This window comes from Streptomyces sp. NPDC028910, assembly GCF_055564955.1.
Genome location: NZ_JBVHVF010000040.1, coordinates 13,003 through 33,557, shown reverse-complemented (window position 1 = coordinate 33,557; position 20,555 = coordinate 13,003). Strand labels below are relative to the sequence as shown.

At 70.2% G+C, this 20,555-nt stretch carries 11 protein-coding genes; 4 read left to right on the top strand and 7 right to left on the bottom strand.

The features are described 5' to 3' along the window. The first annotated feature begins 155 nt into the window (after positions 1-155). From ACZ4TV_RS32030 to ACZ4TV_RS32020, 3 genes are all read left to right on the top strand, one after another. The gene (locus tag ACZ4TV_RS32030) at positions 156-4,049 is read left to right on the top strand and encodes a ricin-type beta-trefoil lectin domain protein (RefSeq protein WP_468138711.1); all 3,894 of its coding nucleotides are present in this window, start codon (positions 156-158) and stop codon (positions 4,047-4,049) included. Between the two features lie 351 nt (positions 4,050-4,400). Further along, complete coding sequence (locus ACZ4TV_RS32025; protein ID WP_468138709.1) at positions 4,401-6,398, top strand: ABC transporter ATP-binding protein; 1,998 nt, start codon at positions 4,401-4,403, stop codon at positions 6,396-6,398. Between the two features lie 117 nt (positions 6,399-6,515). Further along, positions 6,516-8,744: a terpene synthase family protein gene (locus tag ACZ4TV_RS32020; RefSeq protein ID WP_468138707.1), complete on the top strand. Its 2,229-nt coding sequence runs from the start codon at positions 6,516-6,518 to the stop codon at positions 8,742-8,744. Between the two features lie 75 nt (positions 8,745-8,819). Here ACZ4TV_RS32020 and ACZ4TV_RS32015 read toward each other — a convergent pair whose 3' ends face one another. From ACZ4TV_RS32015 to ACZ4TV_RS31985, 7 genes are all read right to left on the bottom strand, one after another. Further along, positions 8,820-10,073, bottom strand: coding sequence for a GNAT family N-acetyltransferase (locus ACZ4TV_RS32015; RefSeq protein ID WP_468138705.1), 1,254 nt, complete (start codon positions 10,071-10,073; stop codon positions 8,820-8,822). A 99-nt stretch (positions 10,074-10,172) separates the two neighbouring features. Next, the gene (locus ACZ4TV_RS32010) at positions 10,173-11,414 is read right to left on the bottom strand and encodes a YncE family protein (RefSeq protein WP_468138704.1); all 1,242 of its coding nucleotides are present in this window, start codon (positions 11,412-11,414) and stop codon (positions 10,173-10,175) included. Between the two features lie 130 nt (positions 11,415-11,544). Continuing rightward, a complete protein-coding gene (locus tag ACZ4TV_RS32005; RefSeq protein ID WP_468138701.1) occupies positions 11,545-12,708 on the bottom strand; it encodes an XdhC family protein in 1,164 nt (387 codons plus the stop codon). Between the two features lie 69 nt (positions 12,709-12,777). Then, complete coding sequence (locus ACZ4TV_RS32000; RefSeq protein WP_468138699.1) at positions 12,778-14,241, bottom strand: NCS2 family permease; 1,464 nt, start codon at positions 14,239-14,241, stop codon at positions 12,778-12,780. 347 nt (positions 14,242-14,588) lie between these two features. After that, a complete protein-coding gene (locus ACZ4TV_RS31995; RefSeq protein WP_468138697.1) occupies positions 14,589-16,994 on the bottom strand; it encodes a xanthine dehydrogenase family protein molybdopterin-binding subunit in 2,406 nt (801 codons plus the stop codon). A 2-nt stretch (positions 16,995-16,996) separates the two neighbouring features. Beyond that, complete coding sequence (locus tag ACZ4TV_RS31990) at positions 16,997-17,605, bottom strand: (2Fe-2S)-binding protein (protein ID WP_468138696.1); 609 nt, start codon at positions 17,603-17,605, stop codon at positions 16,997-16,999. Between the two features lie 2 nt (positions 17,606-17,607). Beyond that, a complete protein-coding gene (locus ACZ4TV_RS31985) occupies positions 17,608-18,504 on the bottom strand; it encodes an FAD binding domain-containing protein (RefSeq protein ID WP_326587260.1) in 897 nt (298 codons plus the stop codon). Positions 18,505-18,758: 254 nt separating this feature from the next. On the opposite strand from ACZ4TV_RS31985, the gene ACZ4TV_RS31980 reads away from it, so the two are divergent. Beyond that, the gene (locus ACZ4TV_RS31980; protein ID WP_468138694.1) at positions 18,759-20,438 is read left to right on the top strand and encodes a PucR family transcriptional regulator; all 1,680 of its coding nucleotides are present in this window, start codon (positions 18,759-18,761) and stop codon (positions 20,436-20,438) included. Positions 20,439-20,555 lie beyond the last annotated feature (117 nt).

Below are 20,555 nucleotides of genomic sequence, written 5' to 3'. Positions count from 1 at the left end.
ACACGGCGCCCGTACCCCAGCGGATCAAAACGGCCGCCGGGAGTTGGCAGGCCATCGACGCCACTCTGCGCGCCAACGCCGACGGAACGTTGGCGCCGACAGCTGTTCCCTCCCAGCTCAGCCTCTCCGGCGGCGGCACAGGGCCGATGGCGACCATGACCACCGCAGACGGCAAGAGACTGGCCCTCAAGGCCCCATTCCCACTGCCCAAGCCCGTCCTCAACGGCGACAGCGCCTTGTACTCGTCTGTCATGCCCGGCGTGGACCTCGAGCTCAGCGCTACCACGCTCGGCGGCTGGCGCCAGGTGCTGATCGTCCGCACCGCTGAGGCCGCGGCCAACCCGGTCGTCAAGAACCTCCAGCTCGTCGTCGAGGCCGACGGACTCACCGTGACCGCGGACAGCGCCGGCAACCTCAAGGCCGCGGACAGCCAGGACAAGACCCGCTTCTCCGCCCCCACCCCTCTCATGTGGGATTCAGCAAGCGCCACGGCCACCGCCTCCTCCACTCCCTCCAAGTCAGCTGGCGCCCTGGCGGAGCAGTCCACTCCGGCCGAGGGAACATCAACGCCGTCGAGCACTGACGGCCCCGGGGCGGGCGCCACCATACGAAAGATCGGTACGACGGTCGATGCCAGGGGCATCCAGCTCGTCCCCGACGCGACGCTCCTCGGTCAAGGCACCGGCCCGTGGTACATCGACCCAGGCTGGAATCCCACACTGGACAACGCCAACCAGGCCTGGGCTCAGGTCCAGGAGGCCTACGCAGACACCAACGAGTTCAACGGGACCGAGTACGGGCAGGACCGGCCCGCCACCGGCTACTGCGGATACAACATCGGCAACCCGCCCTGCACCGGAATAGGCCGCACGCGCGCGTACTTCCAGATCGGCGTCGACTCGCGGCTCCACCACACCGAGATCATCAACGCGACGTTCTACGCGACCGTGGTCTCCTCCTCCAGCCCGAGCACCGTCACCCCGATGGGGCTGTACTCCACCGGCTACATCAGCAACCCGACCAGCTGGAACCGGCAGCCCTGCGGCACCGGTTCCACGATGCAGGGCTGCGGCAAAGTCGGCGCGATCAACATGTCCGGTTCTGGCGACATCCAGTTCGATGTCAAGGAACTGGTGAAGAGCGCCGTCCGTTACCAGTGGCCCACGATCACTGTCGGCCTCGCACCCAACGACGAGTACAACAAGTACTACCGCCAGCGGTTCAGCAACACTCCGCACATCGTTGTCGAGTACGACATCCAGCCCACCGTCTGGGGCCCCCGCACCGGCCCGACCCCCGGATTCGCCGGCACCGGCTCCTACGCCGACTGCCGCACCCCCGGCACCGCCAACCCCTGGGACAACCCCGGCTGGGTCGGCGCCAACAACAACATCACCCTGACCACGTCCACGAACTCGGCCACCGGACAGCAGCTCTGGACGGGCTTCCAGTACTGGGACGACGACAACGGGGGTAAGAGCGCTTACGCCGACTCCGGCTGGAACGGCAGCAGCGGCCCTGTCACCGTCGACATCGGCACCCTGACCGACGGCCACCAGTACGGCTGGCAGGCCCGCGTCACCGACGGCACCCTCACCAGCGATCCCACCGAGATGTGCTTCTTCCGCGTCGACCGCACCCCGCCGACCGCGGCCGTCACCTCCACCGACTTCCCCGCCTCGGGCACCATCGGCGCCCACCCCAAGCTCGCCGGGCAAGAGGGCACCTTCACCCTCACCGGCACCGACCCGGCCCCCGCCGGTACCGACCCGGCCGCCGTCAGCGGCCGTCGCACGTCCGGCCTGGCCTGCGCACGCTGGACCACCGACCCGGTCAAGGCCGCCGCCACCGGCTGGAAGTGCACCGACACCGACCCGTCCGTCACCAAGCTGACCGACGGCAAAGCCACCATCAAGATCACACCGCCTCGTTGGGGCACCAACTACGTGTACCTGCAGACGCAGGACAACGCGGGCAACATGTCCCAGCCCGCTGTCTACAGCTACTACGCCCCGTCCAACCCCGACGCCGGCAAACCGGTCTTCGGTGACATCAACAACGACCACAAGCCCGACATCCTGCTGCCCGACACCGCTGGCAACCTCCGCAAGATCGCAGGCGGCGAGGACCCGTACGGCGCGCCCAGGGCAGACATGAAGGCCGTCCCGGGCAACACCGGCACATGGAACGGCATCCAGATCAGCCACCGCGGCAGCCCGGGCCACAAGAACGTCGACGACCTCTTCGCCCACCAGCCCGACAAGCCCAACCTCTACCTCTACACCAATGACAACAACGGCGGCTGGTTCGACGGGAAGGCACCCAACTCTGTCACCAAGCCAGTCACATGCGTGACCGCGACCAACATCACCATCGACTGCGCCACCCACAGCTTCGGAGCGGATTGGTCCAAGGTCACCCAGATCGCGGCCTTCGGCTCGGTGACGGGTGACAGCGACGGACCCAACCCGGACGCCCTACCGCGTACCTCCCTGGTGTTCGTCGAGAACGGACGGCTCTGGCTCAGCCGAGCCGGAACCGCCGATCAGGTGCTCTCCACGCGTGCGATCCTGCTCTCCGCCAACGACACCAAGTGGGGCGGCTACGAGCTGATCGCCCCAGGGCCCGCCCAGGGCACCGACTTTCCGACCCTGTTCGCCCGCTCCAAGACCGACGGCACCCTGCGCGCCCTCACCATCAAGGGCACCACACAGGCCCCCGACCTCACCGTATTCACCGACCCGGCGGCCGGCACAGCCATCGGAAGGATCGACCCCAAGGCCTACCCCCGGGTCGGCTCTGAAGGCGACCTCACCGGTGACGGCATCCCTGACCTCTGGGCCGTGGACACTCAGCAGCAACTCGTCTCGTTCAGCGGCACCGGCACCCGCCCCAGCAGCACTGTCCCGCACCCGACCGTCGCCGGCTTCGACACGAACCCAGTCACCCTGGGCAACCTCAACACGCCCAAGGCCCACTGGGTCCTTACCGGCCAGAGTGGCGACAAGACCCCGGACATGATCGGTGCCGACCCCGCTACCAAGCCCCTGGGCAACACCCCCGCCACCACGGTCGGCATCACCTGGGAAGGTGACACCATCGGAGGCAGCAACACCACCTACGCCAAGTTCACCGGCACCAGCTCTGTCATCACCACCCCTGGCCACGTGATAGACACCCGCAAGAGCTTCACCATCACTACCATGGCCAAGGCTGACAAGGCCGGCGGAGTCGTTCTCAGCCAGGACCTCGACCGCAACAGCTCGCTGCTTCTTTTCCCCGACCACAACGCGAACGTCTGGCGCTTCGGTCTCGCCCACGCCGATACAGACACCTGGCCGTACGATCTGACCAACGAATCCAACAGCGCCGCCAAGATCACCCTCAGCGCCTGGACGCAGCTCACCGCCGTCTACGACCACACCACCGGGCAGATGCGCCTGTATGTCAACGGCACCCTCGCCGCCACCGGCCACCACAACGCATCCAGCAGCCCGGCCCCCGTCGGTCCCTTCACTCTCGGTCGATTCAAAGACGCGGGAGCGTACGTCAACTCTGGTTTCACCGGCGGCATCAGCAACCTCGCCGTCTACCCCTACGCCGCCTCCGTCACCGCCCCCGGCGCCACCGGCCCCATCGCTCTGACCGCCGCCGCCACCCACTGCGTCGACAACAACGGGGACAGCGAAGACGACGGCAACAAGATCCAGATCACCGGCTGCAACGGGACCAACGCCCAGAAGTTCCAGATCCGCAACGACGGCACCGTCCGGACCAACGGCAAATGCCTCAACGCCACTGCTGCGGGAACGGCGAACACCACTCTCATCGAACTCCGCACCTGTGACAGCAGCGCATCAAGCCAGCAGTTCCTCCCCCGCGCCAACGGTGCCATCTACAACCCCGTCTCCGGCCGCTGCCTCGACCTCGGCGGCTTCAACACCACTCCTGGCACACAACTCTGGCTCTACGACTGCAACAACTCGTCCGCCCAGCAGTGGACCATCCCCACCCTCGGCACCGCCCCGCTCCCTCTACCCAAGTCATAACACCGGCACCACACGGAGGCCGTCTCCCCCTCACGGGGAGGCGGCCTTCCGCCCTATCGCCGGTCGTGTTCATGTCGGGATTGCGGGCACCGTGCATTGGCCCGCGCAATCCCTCGAAGGGGGTCATCGCCACCTCCGGGTGGTTCGAACGCCGGGTCACCGCGCGGCCCATGGGGTCCGGCTCGCGGTCGCAACTGTGTGCGGGCGTTCGCTCCGGGCGCCCCGTGACGCCGTTCTGAGCAGCCACGTTCTTCCGGCGTCAGTGCGCAGCCGCGGCACCTCGGGAGGAATCTTGCGATCCGTGCACGTTCATGTGGTGTTCGACCCGGCGCCGGGCGGAGGTGGCCGCGCATGAGGCTCCTCAAGCGGCCCCGAGCCGCGGAACCAGCCGTCTCCGAGAGCGAACGCCGCCTCTTCGGCGGACCCCTGCGCTACGACGCCGGCTGGTCCAACCACGACTACGCCCGCCTCGAGGGGCGACTCCTGAGCACCCTGCGCTCCATGCCCCGCATGGTCGGCGGGACCCTGCGCCTCGCCTGGGACACCGACCGCCCCGCCCTGCTCACCGTCGCCGCCGCCGAGGCCGGGCAGGGGGTCACCTCCGCCGTCGGGCTGCTCGTCGTCAGCGATGTGCTCCGTACGCTGCTCGGCGAGGGCAGCGCCGCCGACCGGCTGCACGCCGCCCTGCCCGCCCTGGCCACCGGCGCGCTGGTCGCCGTGGTGGGAGCCGTACTGGCCTCCCGGTCCACGGCGGCCGCCGGGCGGCTGGAGCCCAAGGTCGAGCGGGCCGCGCACGAGCAGTACCTGAGCGCGGCCGTCGAGGTGGAGCTAGAGGCCATCGAGGACGGGGAGTTCCGGCGGCTGCTGGACAGCGCCCAGTGGGGGCCGCCCTCGGCCCGCCGTACGGTCGGCGCCTGCGTGGCCACCCTCGGCGGGGTGATCTCCCTCGTCGCCACCGCCGGGGTGCTCGCCGTGCTGCACCCGCTGCTGCTGCCCATGCTGCTGCTCATCGCCGCCCCGCGCGGCTGGGGCGCGATGCGGGTGGCCCAGCGCCGCTACCTGTCCATGATCACCTGGGTGGAGCACGTACGGGCCGCCCGGCTCATCGGCCAGCTGCTGATCTCCCGTACGTCGGCCCCCGAGGTACGGGTGCACCGCGTCGGCCGCTACCTCCTCGGCCACTACCGCAACATGGCCGAGGTCGCCGAGGGCGAGGCCACCCGCCTCGCCAAGGACAAGGCCGGCACCGAGCTCCTCGCCGCCGCGCTCTCCGGCCTCGCGGCCCTGATCACCTACGGGGCGATGGGCGCGCTCATCGTCTCCGGCCGGATGGACCTCGCCGTCGCCGGCACCGCCGTGATCGCGGTGCGCACCGGCTCGGCGAGCCTGGGCGCGCTCGTCTCCACCACCAACACCCTGCACGAGGAGTCCCTCTACGTCCGGGACCTGGAGCGGTTCCTCGCCGAGGCGGCCCGCCGCGCCATCCCGTCCGGCGGACTCGCGCTGTCCGAACGGCTCTCCACGGTCCGGCTCGACGACGTGACCTTCAGCTACCCGGACCGGGACGAGCCCGCCCTCACCGGGATCTCCCTCACCATCGAGGCGGGCACCGTCGTCGCCCTGGTCGGGGAGAACGGCTCCGGCAAGAGCACCCTCGTCAAACTGCTCGCCGGCCTGCACCTGCCCGACTCGGGGTCGCTGACCTGGGACGGGATCGAGGTACGGGACGCCGACCGGGAGCAGGTCTTCGACCGGGTCGCCCTGCTGACCCAGGACTTCGAGCGCTGGCCGGTGACCGCCCGTACCAACATCGCCATCGGCCGGCCCGGAGCCGAGGGCCCCGACCGCGCGGTCGACCTGGCCGCCGAGGTGGTGTCCGCCGCCCGGTACGCGGGCGCCGACCGGATCGTGGAGAAGCTGCCGCACGGCTACGAGACCCTGCTCGCCCGGGTGTTCAGGGGGGCTTCGGAACTCTCCGGCGGGCAGTGGCAGAAGTTCGGCCTGGCCCGCACGCGCTTCCGCGACGCCCGCGTCCTCGTCGTGGACGAGCCCACCTCGGCGCTCGACCCGGAGGCGGAGATCGCCGCCTTCGACAGTATCCGGGGCCTCGCGGGCCCGCAGCGGGCGGTCGTCCTGGTCACGCACCGGATGTCCGGCGTGCGGTTCGCCGACGTCATCTACGTCCTGCACGAGGGGCGGCTCGTCGAACGGGGCGACCACGAGGAGCTGTTGGCACTCGGCGGCCGGTACGCGTCCATGTTCCGGATGCAAGCCGAGCAGTTCGCCCACCAGCCCTCTCTTATCCCCCGCCAGGCCCCCGCGCCGCGGAACGACCCGTCCGTCACCTGATGCAGTGAAATCCCCCTTGTCCGACCGCCCCCAGGGGTAGGGCACTGCTGATCTCCCGCGGGGGCCGGGACACGACCGGCCCGGCCCCCGCACCCATGGACGAAAGGCCGACCTGCCGTGACGCAGCCGTTTCAACTGCCGGATTTCTACGTGCCTTATCCGGCGCGACTGAACCCCCACCTGGAGGACGCGCGGGTCCACACCAGGAAGTGGGCGCGCGACTTCGGCATGCTGGACGGTTCCGGCGTCTGGGAGGAGAGCGATCTCGAGTCCCACGACTACGCCCTGCTCTGCTCGTACACCCACCCCGACTGCGACAGCGCGGCGCTGTCGCTGGTCACCGACTGGTACGTGTGGGTGTTCTTCTTCGACGACCACTTCCTGGAGACGTTCAAGCGCACCCAGGACCGTGACGGCGCAAAAACGTATCTCGACCGCCTCGCCGCCTTCATGCCGATGGACCTGGCCGACGGCTTCCCCGAGCCCGCCAACCCGGTCGAGGCGGGCCTCGCGGACCTCTGGGCGCGCACCGTACCGGCGATGTCCGCCCACTGGCGGGAACGGTTCTCCTCGTCCACGAAGAACCTCCTCAACGAGTCGATGTGGGAGCTGGCCAACATCGGCATCGGGCGCGTGGCGAACCCCCTCGAATACATCGAGATGCGCCGCAAGGTGGGCGGCGCCCCCTGGTCGGCCGGTCTGATCGAGTACGTCTGCGCCGAGGTCCCCGCGCGCGTCGCGCACACACGCCCGCTCGGCGTGCTGCGCGACGCCTTCTCCGACGCCGTCCACATCCGCAACGACATCTTCTCCTACCAGCGCGAGGTCACCGACGAGGGCGAACTCTCCAACGCCGTCCTGGTGTTGGAGACCTTCCTCGGCTGCACCACCCAGGAGGCCGCCGAGGCCTCCAACGACCTGCTCACCTCCCGCCTGCAGCAGTTCGAGCAGACCGCGCTCGTCGAGCTCCCCCAGCTCTTCGCCGACCACGCGATGAACCCGGCCGAGATCGCGGCCGTCCTCGCCTACGCCAAGGGCCTGCAGGACTGGCAGTCCGGCGGCCACGAGTGGCACATGGTCTCCAGCCGCTACATGAACAAGGAGGCCAAGGCCAAGGCCAGGGCCACCGCCCCGCTCACCCTGCCCTTCCTCCCCTCGGGGCTCGGCACCACCGCGCTCGACCTGGGGTCGGTCTTCACACGCCGCTCGGTCGACCTGCGCCGACGCTCCTTCACCCACGTCCCCTTCGAGCGCACCGGACCCTCCGTGATCCCGGAGGTCCACATGCCGTTCCGGCTCTCCCTCAGCCCGCACCTGGACCACGCGCGCGAGGGATCGGTCGCATGGTCCCGGCGCATGGGCCTGCTGGATCCGCAGCCCGGCGACCCCGGTTCCGCCATCTGGAACGAACAGAAGCTGCGCGGCTACGACTTCGCGCTCTGCTCGGCCGGCATCGACCCCGACGCCACCCCCGAGGCGCTGCTGCTCAACGCCTGCTGGCTCACCTGGGGAACGTACGGGGACGACTACTACCCGGTGGTCTTCGCCCGGGCCGGGAACCTCACGGCCGCCAAGGCGACCACCGCGCGGCTGGTGTCGATGATCCCGGTCGACCACGCCGAACAGGCGCCACCGGTCACGGCCATGGAGCGCGCGCTCGCCGACCTGTGGGTGCGCACGAGCCGGGACATGAGCCCGGCCGTCCGCAGCGAGTTCCGGGCGACGCTCGTCAGCATGCTGCGGAGCTGGGTGTGGGAGATGGAGAACCAGATCCAGAACCGCGTCCCGGACCCGGTGGACTACGCCGAGATGCGCCGCCACACCTTCGGCTCGCACCTCACGATGTACCTGTGCCGGCTCGGCCAGGCGGGCCGGGGCATCCCCGAGGAGATCTACGCTTCCGGGACCATCCGGTCGCTGGAGAACGCGGCGGCCGACGTCGCGTGCATGATCAACGACATCTTCTCGTACCAGAAGGAGGTGGAGGTCGAGGGTGAGGTCCACAACCACATCCTGGTCACGCGGAACTTCTTCGACATCGGCTACCCGGAGGCGCTGCACATCTGCCACTCGCTGATGACCCGGCGCATGGAGGAGTTCGAACACATCGTGGCGAACCAGCTGCCGCTGCTCTACGACGACTGGAAGCTGGACGCCGATGCCCGGGCGGGGCTCGACGCGTACGTCGGGGAGCTCCAGGACTGGCTCGCGGGGATCCTCAACTGGCATCAGAAGTGCCGCCGTTACCGCCCGGAGGATCTGCACCGGCTGGGCGACGGGCTGTCCACCGGCGTCCTGAGTCCGGGCTTCGGCATGTCGGCCGCACGGATCTCGCTGCCCGCCTGACCCCGGTGGCGGGGACGGTCCGCTCGCCCGCCCCCGCCGCCGGCGCCCCCACCCGCACGCCCCCGCCGCGGGCCTTCAGAACTCGTCGCTCGTGTGCGGCAGTACGGGCGTACACAGGGCCGCGTCCAGCGCCGCCGCCGCGCCGGGCGTGTGCTCCCGTACCAGCCCGGCCGCGACGAGCTCGGCGACCCGGGTCCCGCCCAGGTAGCAGGCGGCCAGGTCGCGTACGTCCAGGGCCAGGTCGGCGGCGGTCCCGGCGTGTTCGTACGCCGCCCCGCCCGGCCCCGCCCTGAGCCGGAACCGCCCGGCGTTCGCGGGCAGCCGTACGTCGTGCACCTCCAGCACCAGCTCCACCGGCGCGGCCCAGGACCGCGCGGTCAGCGCCGCGCCTACGTCGACCAGGCGCAGCCAGAGCGCCGGGAACTGGGCGGTGACCCGCACCTGGTCCCGGTCGGCGGCGAAGTGCAGCAGCGGGTCGTCCACCGGGCGGCCCCACGCGCGGACCCTGCCGGTGAGGTCGAGGGCGGCCAGGCACTCCCACAGGGCGGCGGCGACCGCCGGGGTGGCGGCCTCCAGCTCGTCGACCCGGACCAGGCCCGGCTTCGCGCGCACGGGCCCGGCACCGGCCCCGCCCCCGCCGTCGTCCTCGGGCTTCGTGCGGAAGAGCACGTATCCGGCGATCGGCTCGCCCGGCTCCCCCAGGACGATGATCCGCGGCGGGCTCAGCTCCTCGTCCTCCTCGTCCTGCTCGGCCAGCCACTCCTCGCGCCAGCGCTGCGGACTCCGGGTGGGGCGGCCGGCCCGCCCGGCCCGGGCGGCCTCGTGGAAGGGCCCGATCACCGCGGGGGCCTCGTCCGGGTCGACGAGCCGCAGCGGGCGCGGGTCCGGGTCGATGCGCAGGGCGAGCGGCCGGGAGGAGTCGATCTCGATGGTGACGCCGGTGGTCGCGCCGCCGTAGCCGAAGCGGCCGTAGATGGCGGCCTCGGAGGCCCACAGGGCGGCGAGCGGGCTGCCGGCGGCCGAGGCGCGGCGCAGCATTTCGTTCATCAGCCCGGTGAGCACGCCGCGGCGGCGGTGGGTGGGGGCGACGCAGACGAAGGTGAGCCCGGGGCAGGGCAGGTCCGCCCCGGGCACCGAGAGCCGGAAGTGGTACGCCGCCATGAAGCCGACCAGGCTGTCCCCGTCGTAGGCGCCGATCCGGTCGCACCGTACGAGCAGCGCGTGGTGCCTTTCGCGGGCCTCCTTCTCGGGCCGGTCGTGGAAGACGAGGTAGGCGAGCTCCAGCGCACGGTCGATGTCGGCCTCGGGTACCCCGCGGATGTCCACCATGATCAGGAGACTAATCGGTCATCTCGGACCGTTCATCTCGGACCGGCCCGAGGTGACCGGTCGCCTCGGGCCGGTCGCGGCGTCCGGTGCCCGCTCGGGCTACCGGGACGCGGGACCGGTCCAGCCGGCCGGGACGTGGCCGAGCCGGACGCGCTGGGGGTGGTCCCCCACGGGGACGGACACCCGCTTGGCGCCGGTGGCGAAGTCGATGGCCGTCACCCGGTCGGCGCCGCTCTCGGAGATCACGCAGCCCGTCCCGTCGCCGTCGACGGTGGCCCAGTACGGCTTGGCGGCGGGCACGAGCGGCCCCTCGGCGAGGGTGGCGCGGTCCACGACGGTCGCGTAGTCGTCCATGGTGCCGGCGACGCACAGCTTCGTCCCGTCGGGGCTCATGGACATGCCGTGGTGGCGGGAGTCGTTGACCCAGGTGGTGCGGTCGCCGCTGGTGGCGGGGTTCACGGGGAGGGTCTTGAGGCGGGTGATCCGGTCGGAGGCCACGTCGTACTCCAGGAAGCCGTTGAAGAAGGACACCTGGAAGTAGAACTTCGACTCGTCGGGGCTGAAGGAGACGGGGCGTACGGAGTCGGACAGGTCCCGGCGGCCGAAGGCGTCCAGCCGCTCGCGCATGTCGATCACCCGGACCGTACGGAAGGTCTGCGCGTCGACCACGGTGATCTTCCGGTCGCCCTTCGTCCAGTCCAGCCAGGACGCGTCGAGGGCGGTGTTCACCTCGCCGATGGAGCTGTTCCACAGGAAGCGGCCGTCACGCGTGAAGACGTTCTCGTGCGGCTTGTCCCCGGTGCCGAAGGAGCCGACCTGGCGTCCGGTTGCGATGTCCAGGACGTGCACGGTGTTGGCGGTGGAGGCCGAGACGGCGATGCGCGTTCCGTCCGGGGAGACGGCCATGTGGTCGGAGCGGTAACCGGCCACGGGGAAGCGCCAATTGATCCGTCCCGAGGCCACGTCGATGGACACGACATCGGCGAAGCTGGGGCGGGAGACGACGACCGCGGAGCCGTCGGGGGTGGTGAACATGTCGTCGACGAACTGGTCGTGGCCCTCACCGGCGCTCTCCCGGATGCCCAGGAAGAAGGCGAGCTTCACGGGGTTGAGGTGGATCTCGCGCAGCCGCTCCGCCTTGTCGGGGATCACGTTGATCCGGCCGACCTTGGCGAGATCGCCGGTGGAGGCGAGGACGTCGGCGGTCCCCTCCCAGTTGTTCCCGACGAAGAGCACCTCACGCAGGCCCGCGTCGGGACCGGCCGTGGCCGGGGCCGGGGTGAGGGCGGTGAGCAGGGTGGCGGCGGCCAGCACGCCCAGGGTTCGCACGGTACGCAACATCCGCTCAACTCCGGTGTGGGGAAGGGATGGAGAGAGTGCCTCCTATTACCGGCCGGTAAGATAGGGGGAACACAAGAAGGGCGCAACCCCTACGGGTCGCGCCCTTTTCTCACCTTCGGCCGTCACTCCTTCAAGCGACGGAGCCGATCCTGTCGATCACCGTGTTGGCGACGTCCGGGTGGATCGGGATGTGTGCGCCGGTGAGGGCCACGCCTGTGCCGCCGCGGCGGTTCGCGACGATCTCGGCGGCGATGGACAGCGCGGTCTCCTCCGGGGAGCGGGCGCCGAGATCCAGGCCGATCGGGGAGCGCAGCCGGGCCAGTTCGAGCTCGGTCACGCCCACCTCGCGCAGCCGCTTGTTGCGGTCCTCGTGGGTGCGGCGGGAGCCCATGGCGCCGACGTAGGCGACGGGGAGCCGGAGGGCCAGTTCGAGGAGCGGGACATCGAACTTGGCGTCGTGGGTGAGTACGCACAGGACGGTCCGGCCGTCCACCGAGCCCTCCGAGGACTGCGCCTCCAGGTAGCGGTGCGGCCAGTCGACGACGATCTCGTCCGCCTCCGGGAATCGGGTCTTCGTGGCGAAGACCGGCCGCGCGTCGCACACGGTCACGCGGTAGCCGAGGAACTTGCCGATCCGCACGAGGGCGGAGGCGAAGTCGATGGCACCGAAGACGATCATGCGCGGGGGCGGGACGCTGGATTCGACGAGCACCTTCAGCGGCTCTCCGCAGAGCCTGCCGTCGGCGCCTATCTCCAGCACGCCGGTCCGGCCGGCGTCGAGCATGGCACGGGCCTCTTCGGCGATGGTGCGGTCCAGCTCGGGATGTCCGCCGAAGCCGCCCTCGTGGGCGCCCTCGGTACGGACGAGCACGGCGCGGCCCATCAGCTCGGCCGGGCCCTCGGCTATCCGGGCGACCGCCGCCGCCTCCCCACGGGCGGCGATGGCCAGACCGGCCGCGAGGACCTCCCGTACGGGAGAGCCCACGGGGACTGGGGTGACGAGGATGTCGATGATTCCGCCGCAGGTCAGGCCCACGGCGAAGGCATCGTCGTCGCTGTACCCGAAGCGCTCCAGGACGGTCTCGCCGTCCTGCAGCGCCTGCTGGCACAGCTCGTACACCGCACCCTCCACGCATCCACCGGAGACCGAGCCGATGGCCGTGCCCTCGCTGTCGACAGCGAGTGCGGCCCCGGGCTGCCGGGGCGCGCTCCCGCTGATCGCCACGACCGTGGCGACGGCGAAATCACGCCCCTGCTCGACCCACCGGTTCAGATCTTCGGCGATGTCCAGCATGGGGGCCTCCTCGGAGAGGTTCGGTTTCCAGTATCGGATACGTGGACGGTGCGATCAGGTCGGTCCGGGTCAGCCGACCCCGAGCCAGCTCTCGATCGGGTGCAGGGCGAAGAAGACCACGAAGATCGCGGTCAGCGCCCACATGAAGCCGCCGATCTCCCGGGCCTTGCCCTGAGCGACCTTGATGGCGACGTAGGAGATGACACCGGCGGCGACGCCGGCCGTGATCGAGTAGGTGAACGGCATGATCACGACGGTCAGGAAGACCGGGATCGCGGTCGCGCTGTCGGACCAGTCCACGTGGCGGGCGTTCTGCATCATCATCGCGCCGATGACGACCAGGGCCGCGGAGGCCACCTCACCCGGGACGATCTGCGTGATCGGGGTGAAGAAGAGGCAGGCGGCGAAGAACAGTCCGGTGACGACGGAGGCGAGACCTGTGCGGGCTCCCTCTCCGACGCCGGTCGCGGACTCGACGAAGACGGTCTGGCCGGAGCCGCCCGAGACACCACCGATGGCGCCACCGGCGCCGTCGATGAAGAGCGCCTTGGACAGGCCCGGCATGCGGCCCTTGTCGTCGGCCAGCTTGGCCTCGGTGCCGACGCCGATGATGGTGGCCATCGCGTCGAAGAAGCCGGCCAGCACCAGGGTGAAGACGATCATGCCGACCGTCATGTAGCCGACGTCGCCCCAGCCGCCGAACGAGACGTCGCCGAAGAGGGAGAAGTCCGGCATCGAGACCGCGGAGCCGCTGAGCTCCGGCGGGCCGCTCTTCCAGGCCTTCGGGTCGATGTTGGCCACGGCGTTGAGGATGGCGGCCAGAACGGTTCCGCCGACGATGCCGATCAGGATCGCGCCGGGGACCTTGCGTGCCTGCAGCATGAAGATGGCGAGCAGGGTCACGCAGAAGATCAGGACGGGCCAGCCGGCGAGTTCACCGACGGCGCCGAGCTGGACGGGCGGGCCGAATTCCGGACCGCGGCCGACGAAGCCGGCCTTCACGAGGCCGATGAGGGCGACGAACATGCCGATGCCCATGGTGATCGCGTGCTTGAGCGCGAGCGGGATCGCGTTCATGATCATCTCTCGGAGGCCGGTGACGACCAGGAGACAGATCACGACACCGTAGACCACACACATGCCCATGGCCTGCGGCCAGGTCATCTGGGGGGCCACCTGCGAGGCCAGCACGCCGGACACGGACAGACCGGCGGCGAGTGCCAGCGGCACCTTGCCGACGAAGCCCATGAGGAGCGTGGTGACGGCCGCGGCGAACGCCGTGGCGGTGATGATCGCCGAGGCGGCCATCGTGGTTCCGGCGACGTCCTTGCCCGAGAGGAGCAGGGGGTTGAGCAAGAGGATGTACGCCATGGCCATGAAGGTCGTGATACCGCCACGAACCTCGTTGCCGACGTTGGAACCTCTGTGCGTTATGTGAAAGTACCGGTCGAGCCAAGAACGTCCGGCGGGGTTACGAGAGCCGTCGCCGGCCTCTTCCGCGGTGGTCTTGGGCTCCACAGACGATTGGGTCATGGTGCCTAACTCCCAAGGTTCAAAGGGGCACCCGCTTGGGGATTGGAGACTGCGGGATTTGGGATGCTGCGTTTGGCTGCACGACCCGGGGTGACGGCCCGAGGCGACGCGAATGTTTCTGCGTGTACTGCGGGTACTGCGGGGTTACCGGTACCTGTGGCACTGCTGGTGGGGGTCTGCAGTGGTACTGCAGTGGTACTGCCGGGGTGCTCCCGGGTGAAGCGGACCGCGAGCGGTGCGGTCTTCGTACTCCGGGCGGTGCGCTGTGAAGTGTGACGTTCCCGAGTCACACCGCCCGGAGAGTCTGAGGGGGTCCGGGGGGCTCGCGGCCCCCGGACCACGCCGTCCTAGAGGGTGCCGGTGAGGGCTTCCGGACGGATCGGCGTCTTGTTGAGCTCCAGACCCGTCGCCTGCCGGATCGCCGCGAGGACGGCCGGGGTGGACGAGAGGGTCGGGGCCTCGCCCATACCGCGAAGGCCGTACGGCGCGTTCGGGTCGGCGAGCTCCAGGACGTCGACCGGGATGGTCGGGGTGTCGAGGATGGTCGGGATCAGGTAGTCCGTGAAGGAGGGGTTGCGCACCTTCGCGGTCTTCGGGTCCACGATGATCTCCTCCATGATCGCGACGCCGAGACCCTGGGTGGTACCACCCTGGATCTGGCCGACCACGGAGAGCATGTTCAGGGCCTTGCCGACGTCCTGGGCGGTCGCCAGCTCCACGACCTTGACCAGGCCGAGCTCGGTGTCCACCTCCACCACCGCGCGGTGCGCGGCGAAGGTGTACTGGACGTGGCCGTTGCCCTGGCCGGTCTTCAGGTCGAAGGGGACGGTCGGCCGGTGCCGGAACTCCAGCTCCAGGTCGATCGCCTCCTCGCCCTCGAGGATGTCGGCCAGGTCCGCGAGGACCTCTCCGCCGTCGGTGACGACCTTGCCGCCTTCGAGCAGCAGCTCGGCGGTCGCCCATGCCGGGTGGTAGGAGCCGTTCTTGCGGCGGCCGATCTCCAGGACCTTCTCGCGGACGGCCTCACAGGTGTTCTTCACGGCGCCACCGGTCATGTACGTCTGCCGCGAGGCGGACGTGGAACCGGCGGAGCCGACCTGCGTGTCGGCCGGGTGGATGGTCACCTGCGTGACGCCCAGCTCCGTACGGGCGATCTGCGCGTGGACGGTGACACCGCCCTGGCCGACCTCCGCCATGGCCGTGTGGACCATCGCGACGGGCTCGCCGTTGATGACCTCGAGCCGCACGCGGGCGGTCGAGTAGTCGTCGAAGCCCTCGGAGAAGCCGACGTTCTTGATGCCGACCGCGTAGCCGACGCCGCGGACGACGCCCTCGCCGTGCGTGGTGTTGGAGAGGCCACCCGGCAGCGCGCGGACGTCCGCACCCTCGCCGGCGCTCTCCCACTGGCGCTCCGGCGGCAGCGGGCGGGCCTTGACCCGGCGCAGCAGCTCGGCGACCGGGGCCGGGGAGTCCACGACCTGGCCGGTGGGCATGACCGTGCCCATCTCCATGGCGTTCAGCTGGCGGAACTCGACCGGGTCCATGCCCAGCTTCGCGGCGAGCTTGTCCATCTGGGCCTCGTACGCGAAGCAGGCCTGGACGGCGCCGAAGCCGCGCATCGCGCCACAGGGCGGGTTGTTCGTGTAGAGCGCGATCGCCTCGATGTCGACGTCGTCGATGACGTACGGGCCGACGGAGAGGGAGGACGCGTTGCCGACGACGGCCGGGGAGGCCGAGGCGTAGGCACCACCGTCGAGGACGATCTTGCACTTCATGTGCGTGAGCTTGCCGTCCTTGGTGGCGCCGTGCTCGTAGTAGAGCTTCGCCGGGTGACGGTGCACGTGACCGAAGAAGGACTCGAACCGGTTGTAGACGATCTTGACCGGCTTGTTCGTGGCCAGCGCCAGGAGGCAGGCGTGGATCTGCATCGAGATGTCCTCGCGACCACCGAAGGCACCGCCGACGCCGGAGAGCGTCATGCGCACCTTCTCCTCGGGGAGACCGAGGACGGGGGCGATCTGCTTGAGGTCCGAGTGCAGCCACTGGGTGGCGACGTAGAGGTCGACACCGCCGTCCTCGGACGGCACGGCCAGGCCGGACTCCGGGCCGAGGAAGGCCTGGTCCTGCATGCCGAAGGTGTACTCGCCCTCGACGATGACGTCGGCGCGCTTGCGGGCCTCCTCCACGTTGCCGCGGATGATCGGCTGGCGGTGCACGATGTTCGGGTGCGGGACGTGACCGGAGTGGTGGTCGTCGCGGCCCTCGTGGATCAGCGGCGCGCCTTCGGCGAGGGCAGAGGCCTCGTCGGTGACGACCGGCAGCTCACGGTAGTCGATCTTGATCTTGGCGGCGGCGCGGCGGGCGGTCTCCGGGTGGTCGGCGGCCACGAGGGCGACCGGCTCACCGTGGTGACGTACTCGGCCGTTGGCGAGAACCGGGGTGTCCTGGATCTCCAGGCCGTAGTTCTTCATCTCGGCCGGCAGGTCGTCGTACGTCAGCACCGAGTACACGCCCGGCATCGCCAGCGCCTCGGAGATGTCGATGGAGGCGATCTCGGCGTGGGCGACCGTGGAGCGCAGGGTCTGGCCCCACAGCATGTCCTCGTGCCACATGTCCGAGGAGTACGCGAACTCACCGGTGACCTTCAGCGTGCCGTCCGGGCGCAGCGTGGACTCGCCGATGCCGCCCTGGTTGTGCTTCTGGGTGACGTTGGTGGGCGTACCCGCCGGAGCGGTGCGCGTGTTCTGCGCCATGGTCAGACCGCCTCTCCCTGACGGGCGGCCGCGAGGCGGACCGCGTCGAGGATCTTCTCGTAGCCCGTGCAGCGGCAGAGGTTGCCGGACAGGGCCTCACGGATGTCCTGGTCGGACGGGGAGGAGTTCTCCTCCAGCAGCGCGTCGGCCTGGACCAGGAGGCCCGGGGTGCAGAAACCGCACTGGACGGCGCCGGCGTCGATGAACGCCTGCTGGATGGGGGAGAGCGGGGCGCCCTCGCCGGTCTGGGAGTCGCCCGGCTTGGCCTGCCACTGCTTGGCCGCGTCCAGGGAGACGCCGCCCTTGCTGCCGCAGCCGCCGCCGGTGCCGCAGCCACCACCGTGGCCGTGCTCCTCGCGCTGCTTGGCGAACTCCGCCAGGCCCTCGACGGTCACGACGTCGCGGCCCTCGACCTGGCCGGCGGCGACGAGACAGGAACAGACCGGCACACCGTCGAGACGGACGGTGCAGGAACCGCACTCACCCTGCTCACAGGCGTTCTTCGAACCCGGCAGACCCAGGCGCTCACGCAGGACGTACAGGAGGGACTCGCCCTCCCACACGTCGTCGGCTTCCTGCTGACGGCCGTTGACCGTGAAATTGACGCGCATGATTACGCAGCCCCTTCAAGCGAGCGGCCGTTACCGGTACCGCGGTACTGCTCCCAGGTCCAGACGAGCTGGCGGCGAGCCATGATGCCAACCGCGTGACGGCGGTACTTCGCCGTGCCGCGGACGTCGTCGATCGGGTTGGCCGCGCCGGAGGCGAGGTCACCGAACTGCTTGGCGATCGACGGAGTGATGACCTTGCCCGACTCCCAGAAGCCGCCCTCCTCGAGCGCGGCGTTCAAGAACTCCTCGGCGGCCTTCGCCCGGATCGGCGTCGGCGCGGCCGAACCGATACCGGTACGGACCGTGCGGGTCTCGGGGTGCAGCGCCAGACCGAACGCGCAGACCGCGATGACCATCGCGTTGCGCGAACCGACCTTGGAGTACTGCTGCGGGCCGTCCGCCTTCTTGACGTGAACGGTCTTGATGAGCTCGTCGGCGGCCAGCGCGTTGCGCTTCACACCGGTGTAGAACTCGTCGATCGGGATCAGGCGAGAGCCGCGTACGGACTCCACCTCGACCTCGGCACCCGCCGCCAGCAGCGCCGGGTGGGAGTCACCGGCCGGCGAGGCACAACCGAGGTTGCCGCCGACGCCGCCGCGGTTACGGATCTGCGGGGACGCGACCGTGTGCGAGGCGAGCGCGAGACCCGGGAGCTCCGTGCGGAGGTTTTCCATGATCTGCGTGTACGGGACGGAGGCGCCCAGGCGAACCACGTCCTCGCCGACCTCCCACTCCCGCAGCAGACCGATGCGGTTCAGGTCCAGGAGGTACTCCGGCCGACGGTGGTCGAAGTTGATCTCGACCATCACGTCGGTGCCACCCGCAATCGGCACAGCTGTGGGGAACTCGGCCTTAGCGGCGAGCGCCTCCTCCCAGCTGGCGGGGCGAAGGAAGTCCATGAGCGGCTCTCTTCTTCTTCATCGTGTCGTTCACTTCAAGCCAGGAGGCCCAAAGGCCCTCGACTGGTCGTTCACGTGCTGTTAACGCGGTGTGGACTCAGTACACAAGCCGCCCGTCCCCCGGGTGCAGTCACCGAAACCATGAAGGAGTTGGCTGACGGCCTCCCTCGTCTTGTAGATTCGTATGAAAGGCGGGATGCGACGACCTGCCCGATTTCCAACGGCAACATTCGAGACAGATCGGCGGCGACATCATGCGGCTGCGCGCACTGCTGGAAACCGAGGCGCTGGGGCTGCGGCTGCTCGGCGGCGAGGACGAACTCGACCGGACGGTCCGCGGGGTCATGACGACCGACCTGAGGGATCCCAGCCGATACTTGTCGGGCGGCGAGCTCGTCCTCACCGGCCTGGCCTGGAGACGAAATTCAGCCGACTCCGAGCCGTTCGTACGAATCCTCGCGAGCGCCGGCGTCGCCGGGCTCGCCGCGGGCGAGGCCGAGCTGGGAGACATCCCGGATGATCTGGTATCGGCCTGTCGGCGCAACCGGCTGCCGCTGTTCGCCGTGAACGAGAACGTTGCATTCGCCACGATCACCGAGTACGTCGTACGCCAGGTCTCGGGCGAGCGTGCCGGTGATCTCGCGGCCGTCGTGGACCGCCACCGTCGCCTGATGACATCGGGCCCGGCCGGCGGGGGACCCGACGTGGTGCTGGATCTGCTCACCACCGACCTCGATCTCCGGGCCTGGGTGCTGTCCCCCACGGGCCGGCAGATCGCCGGGGCGGGCGAGCCGCTGGCGCCGGGCGTCTGCGCAGCACTGGCGAGCGAGCACCTCGCGGCGGTCCGGACGGGCCGTAGGGGACCGCACCGGATCTCCATCCAGGGTATTACCTACTCCCTCTTCCCGATCAGGGGACACGGGCGCGGCGCGGCCGGTCCGGCCGCCCGGGACGTCCGCGAGACCGTGTTGTCGGACTGGCTGCTGGCCGTCGAGGCGGACGCGGGCGACTGGCCGGCCGAGCGCCTGGACCTGCTGCAGGGCGTCACCCAGCTGATCGCCGTGGAGCGCGACCGGCGCGACGCGGCCCGTACCGTGCGCCGGCGCCTCGCACAGGAAGTCCTGGAACTGGTCCAGACGGGTGCCGCGCCCGCCGAGATCGCCGCCCGTCTGCGGGTGGCGGCGCCGGTGCTGCTGCCCGGGCTGGGCGCCGCCCCGCACTGGCAGGTCGTGGTGGCCCGGGTGGACTGGGAGGGCGGGGACATCCCCGGCGGCCCGGTGGCCCAGTCGCTGCTGGAGGAGATCCTCGTCGACCCGTCGGTCTCGGGGCCTGAGCCATCGGACCGGATCGCCGTCGCCCATGCGGGTGACGAGGCCATCGCCCTCGTGCCGCTGCCCTCGCTGGCCGGGGACGCCGGCGAGGACAAGGGCCCCGATTCGGCCCTGCACGCCGACGAGCTGCTCACGGCCGTACGGGACCCCCTGGCGGCCGGTCTGGACGGCGACGGCCGCCTCACGCTGGGCGTCAGCGCGGCCGTGCACTCCGCCGAGGGGCTGCGCGGGGCGCTGGAGGAGGCCCGGCACGCCCGCCGGGTCGCCGCGGCGCGCCCGGGCCGGGTCTGCGCGGCGGGCCACCACGAGCTGGCCTCGCACGTGCTGCTGCTGCCGTTCGTGCCGGACGACGTGCGCCGTGCCTTCACGGCCCGGCTGCTGGACCCGCTGCGGGACTACGACCGCCGCCACCGCGCGGAGCTCATCCCCACGCTGGAGGCCTTCCTGGACTGCGACGGTTCGTGGACCCGCTGCGCGACGCGGCTGCACCTGCACGTCAACACGTTGCGCTACCGGGTCGGGCGAATCGAGCAGTTGACGGCGCGTGACCTGTCCAGGCTGGAGGACAAGCTCGACTTCTTCCTGGCACTGCGCATGAGCTGAGAAGATCCGCCCCGCGGCCGGACGGGTTCGGCCGGGGGGCGGCTGATGATCCGTCCGGACTTTGTGAAAGAGTTCACCCGACCCCTTGGCCGATGCCGTCGATCCGTGCTCTCATTT

What these genes read in the sequence shown, in the direction of transcription:
- ACZ4TV_RS32030 (WP_468138711.1), top strand. Translation starts at nt 156, where the DNA reads ATGACCACCGCAGACGGCAAGAGACTGGCCCTCAAGGCCCCATTCCCA.
- ACZ4TV_RS32025 (WP_468138709.1), top strand. Translation starts at nt 4,401, where the DNA reads ATGAGGCTCCTCAAGCGGCCCCGAGCCGCGGAACCAGCCGTCTCCGAG.
- ACZ4TV_RS32015 (WP_468138705.1), bottom strand. Translation starts at nt 10,073, where the DNA reads ATGGTGGACATCCGCGGGGTACCCGAGGCCGACATCGACCGTGCGCTG.
- ACZ4TV_RS32010 (WP_468138704.1), bottom strand. Translation starts at nt 11,414, where the DNA reads ATGTTGCGTACCGTGCGAACCCTGGGCGTGCTGGCCGCCGCCACCCTG.
- ACZ4TV_RS32005 (WP_468138701.1), bottom strand. Translation starts at nt 12,708, where the DNA reads ATGCTGGACATCGCCGAAGATCTGAACCGGTGGGTCGAGCAGGGGCGT.
- ACZ4TV_RS32000 (WP_468138699.1), bottom strand. Translation starts at nt 14,241, where the DNA reads ATGACCCAATCGTCTGTGGAGCCCAAGACCACCGCGGAAGAGGCCGGC.
- ACZ4TV_RS31995 (WP_468138697.1), bottom strand. Translation starts at nt 16,994, where the DNA reads ATGGCGCAGAACACGCGCACCGCTCCGGCGGGTACGCCCACCAACGTC.
- ACZ4TV_RS31990 (WP_468138696.1), bottom strand. Translation starts at nt 17,605, where the DNA reads ATGCGCGTCAATTTCACGGTCAACGGCCGTCAGCAGGAAGCCGACGAC.
- ACZ4TV_RS31985 (WP_326587260.1), bottom strand. Translation starts at nt 18,504, where the DNA reads ATGGACTTCCTTCGCCCCGCCAGCTGGGAGGAGGCGCTCGCCGCTAAG.
- ACZ4TV_RS31980 (WP_468138694.1), top strand. Translation starts at nt 18,759, where the DNA reads ATGCGGCTGCGCGCACTGCTGGAAACCGAGGCGCTGGGGCTGCGGCTG.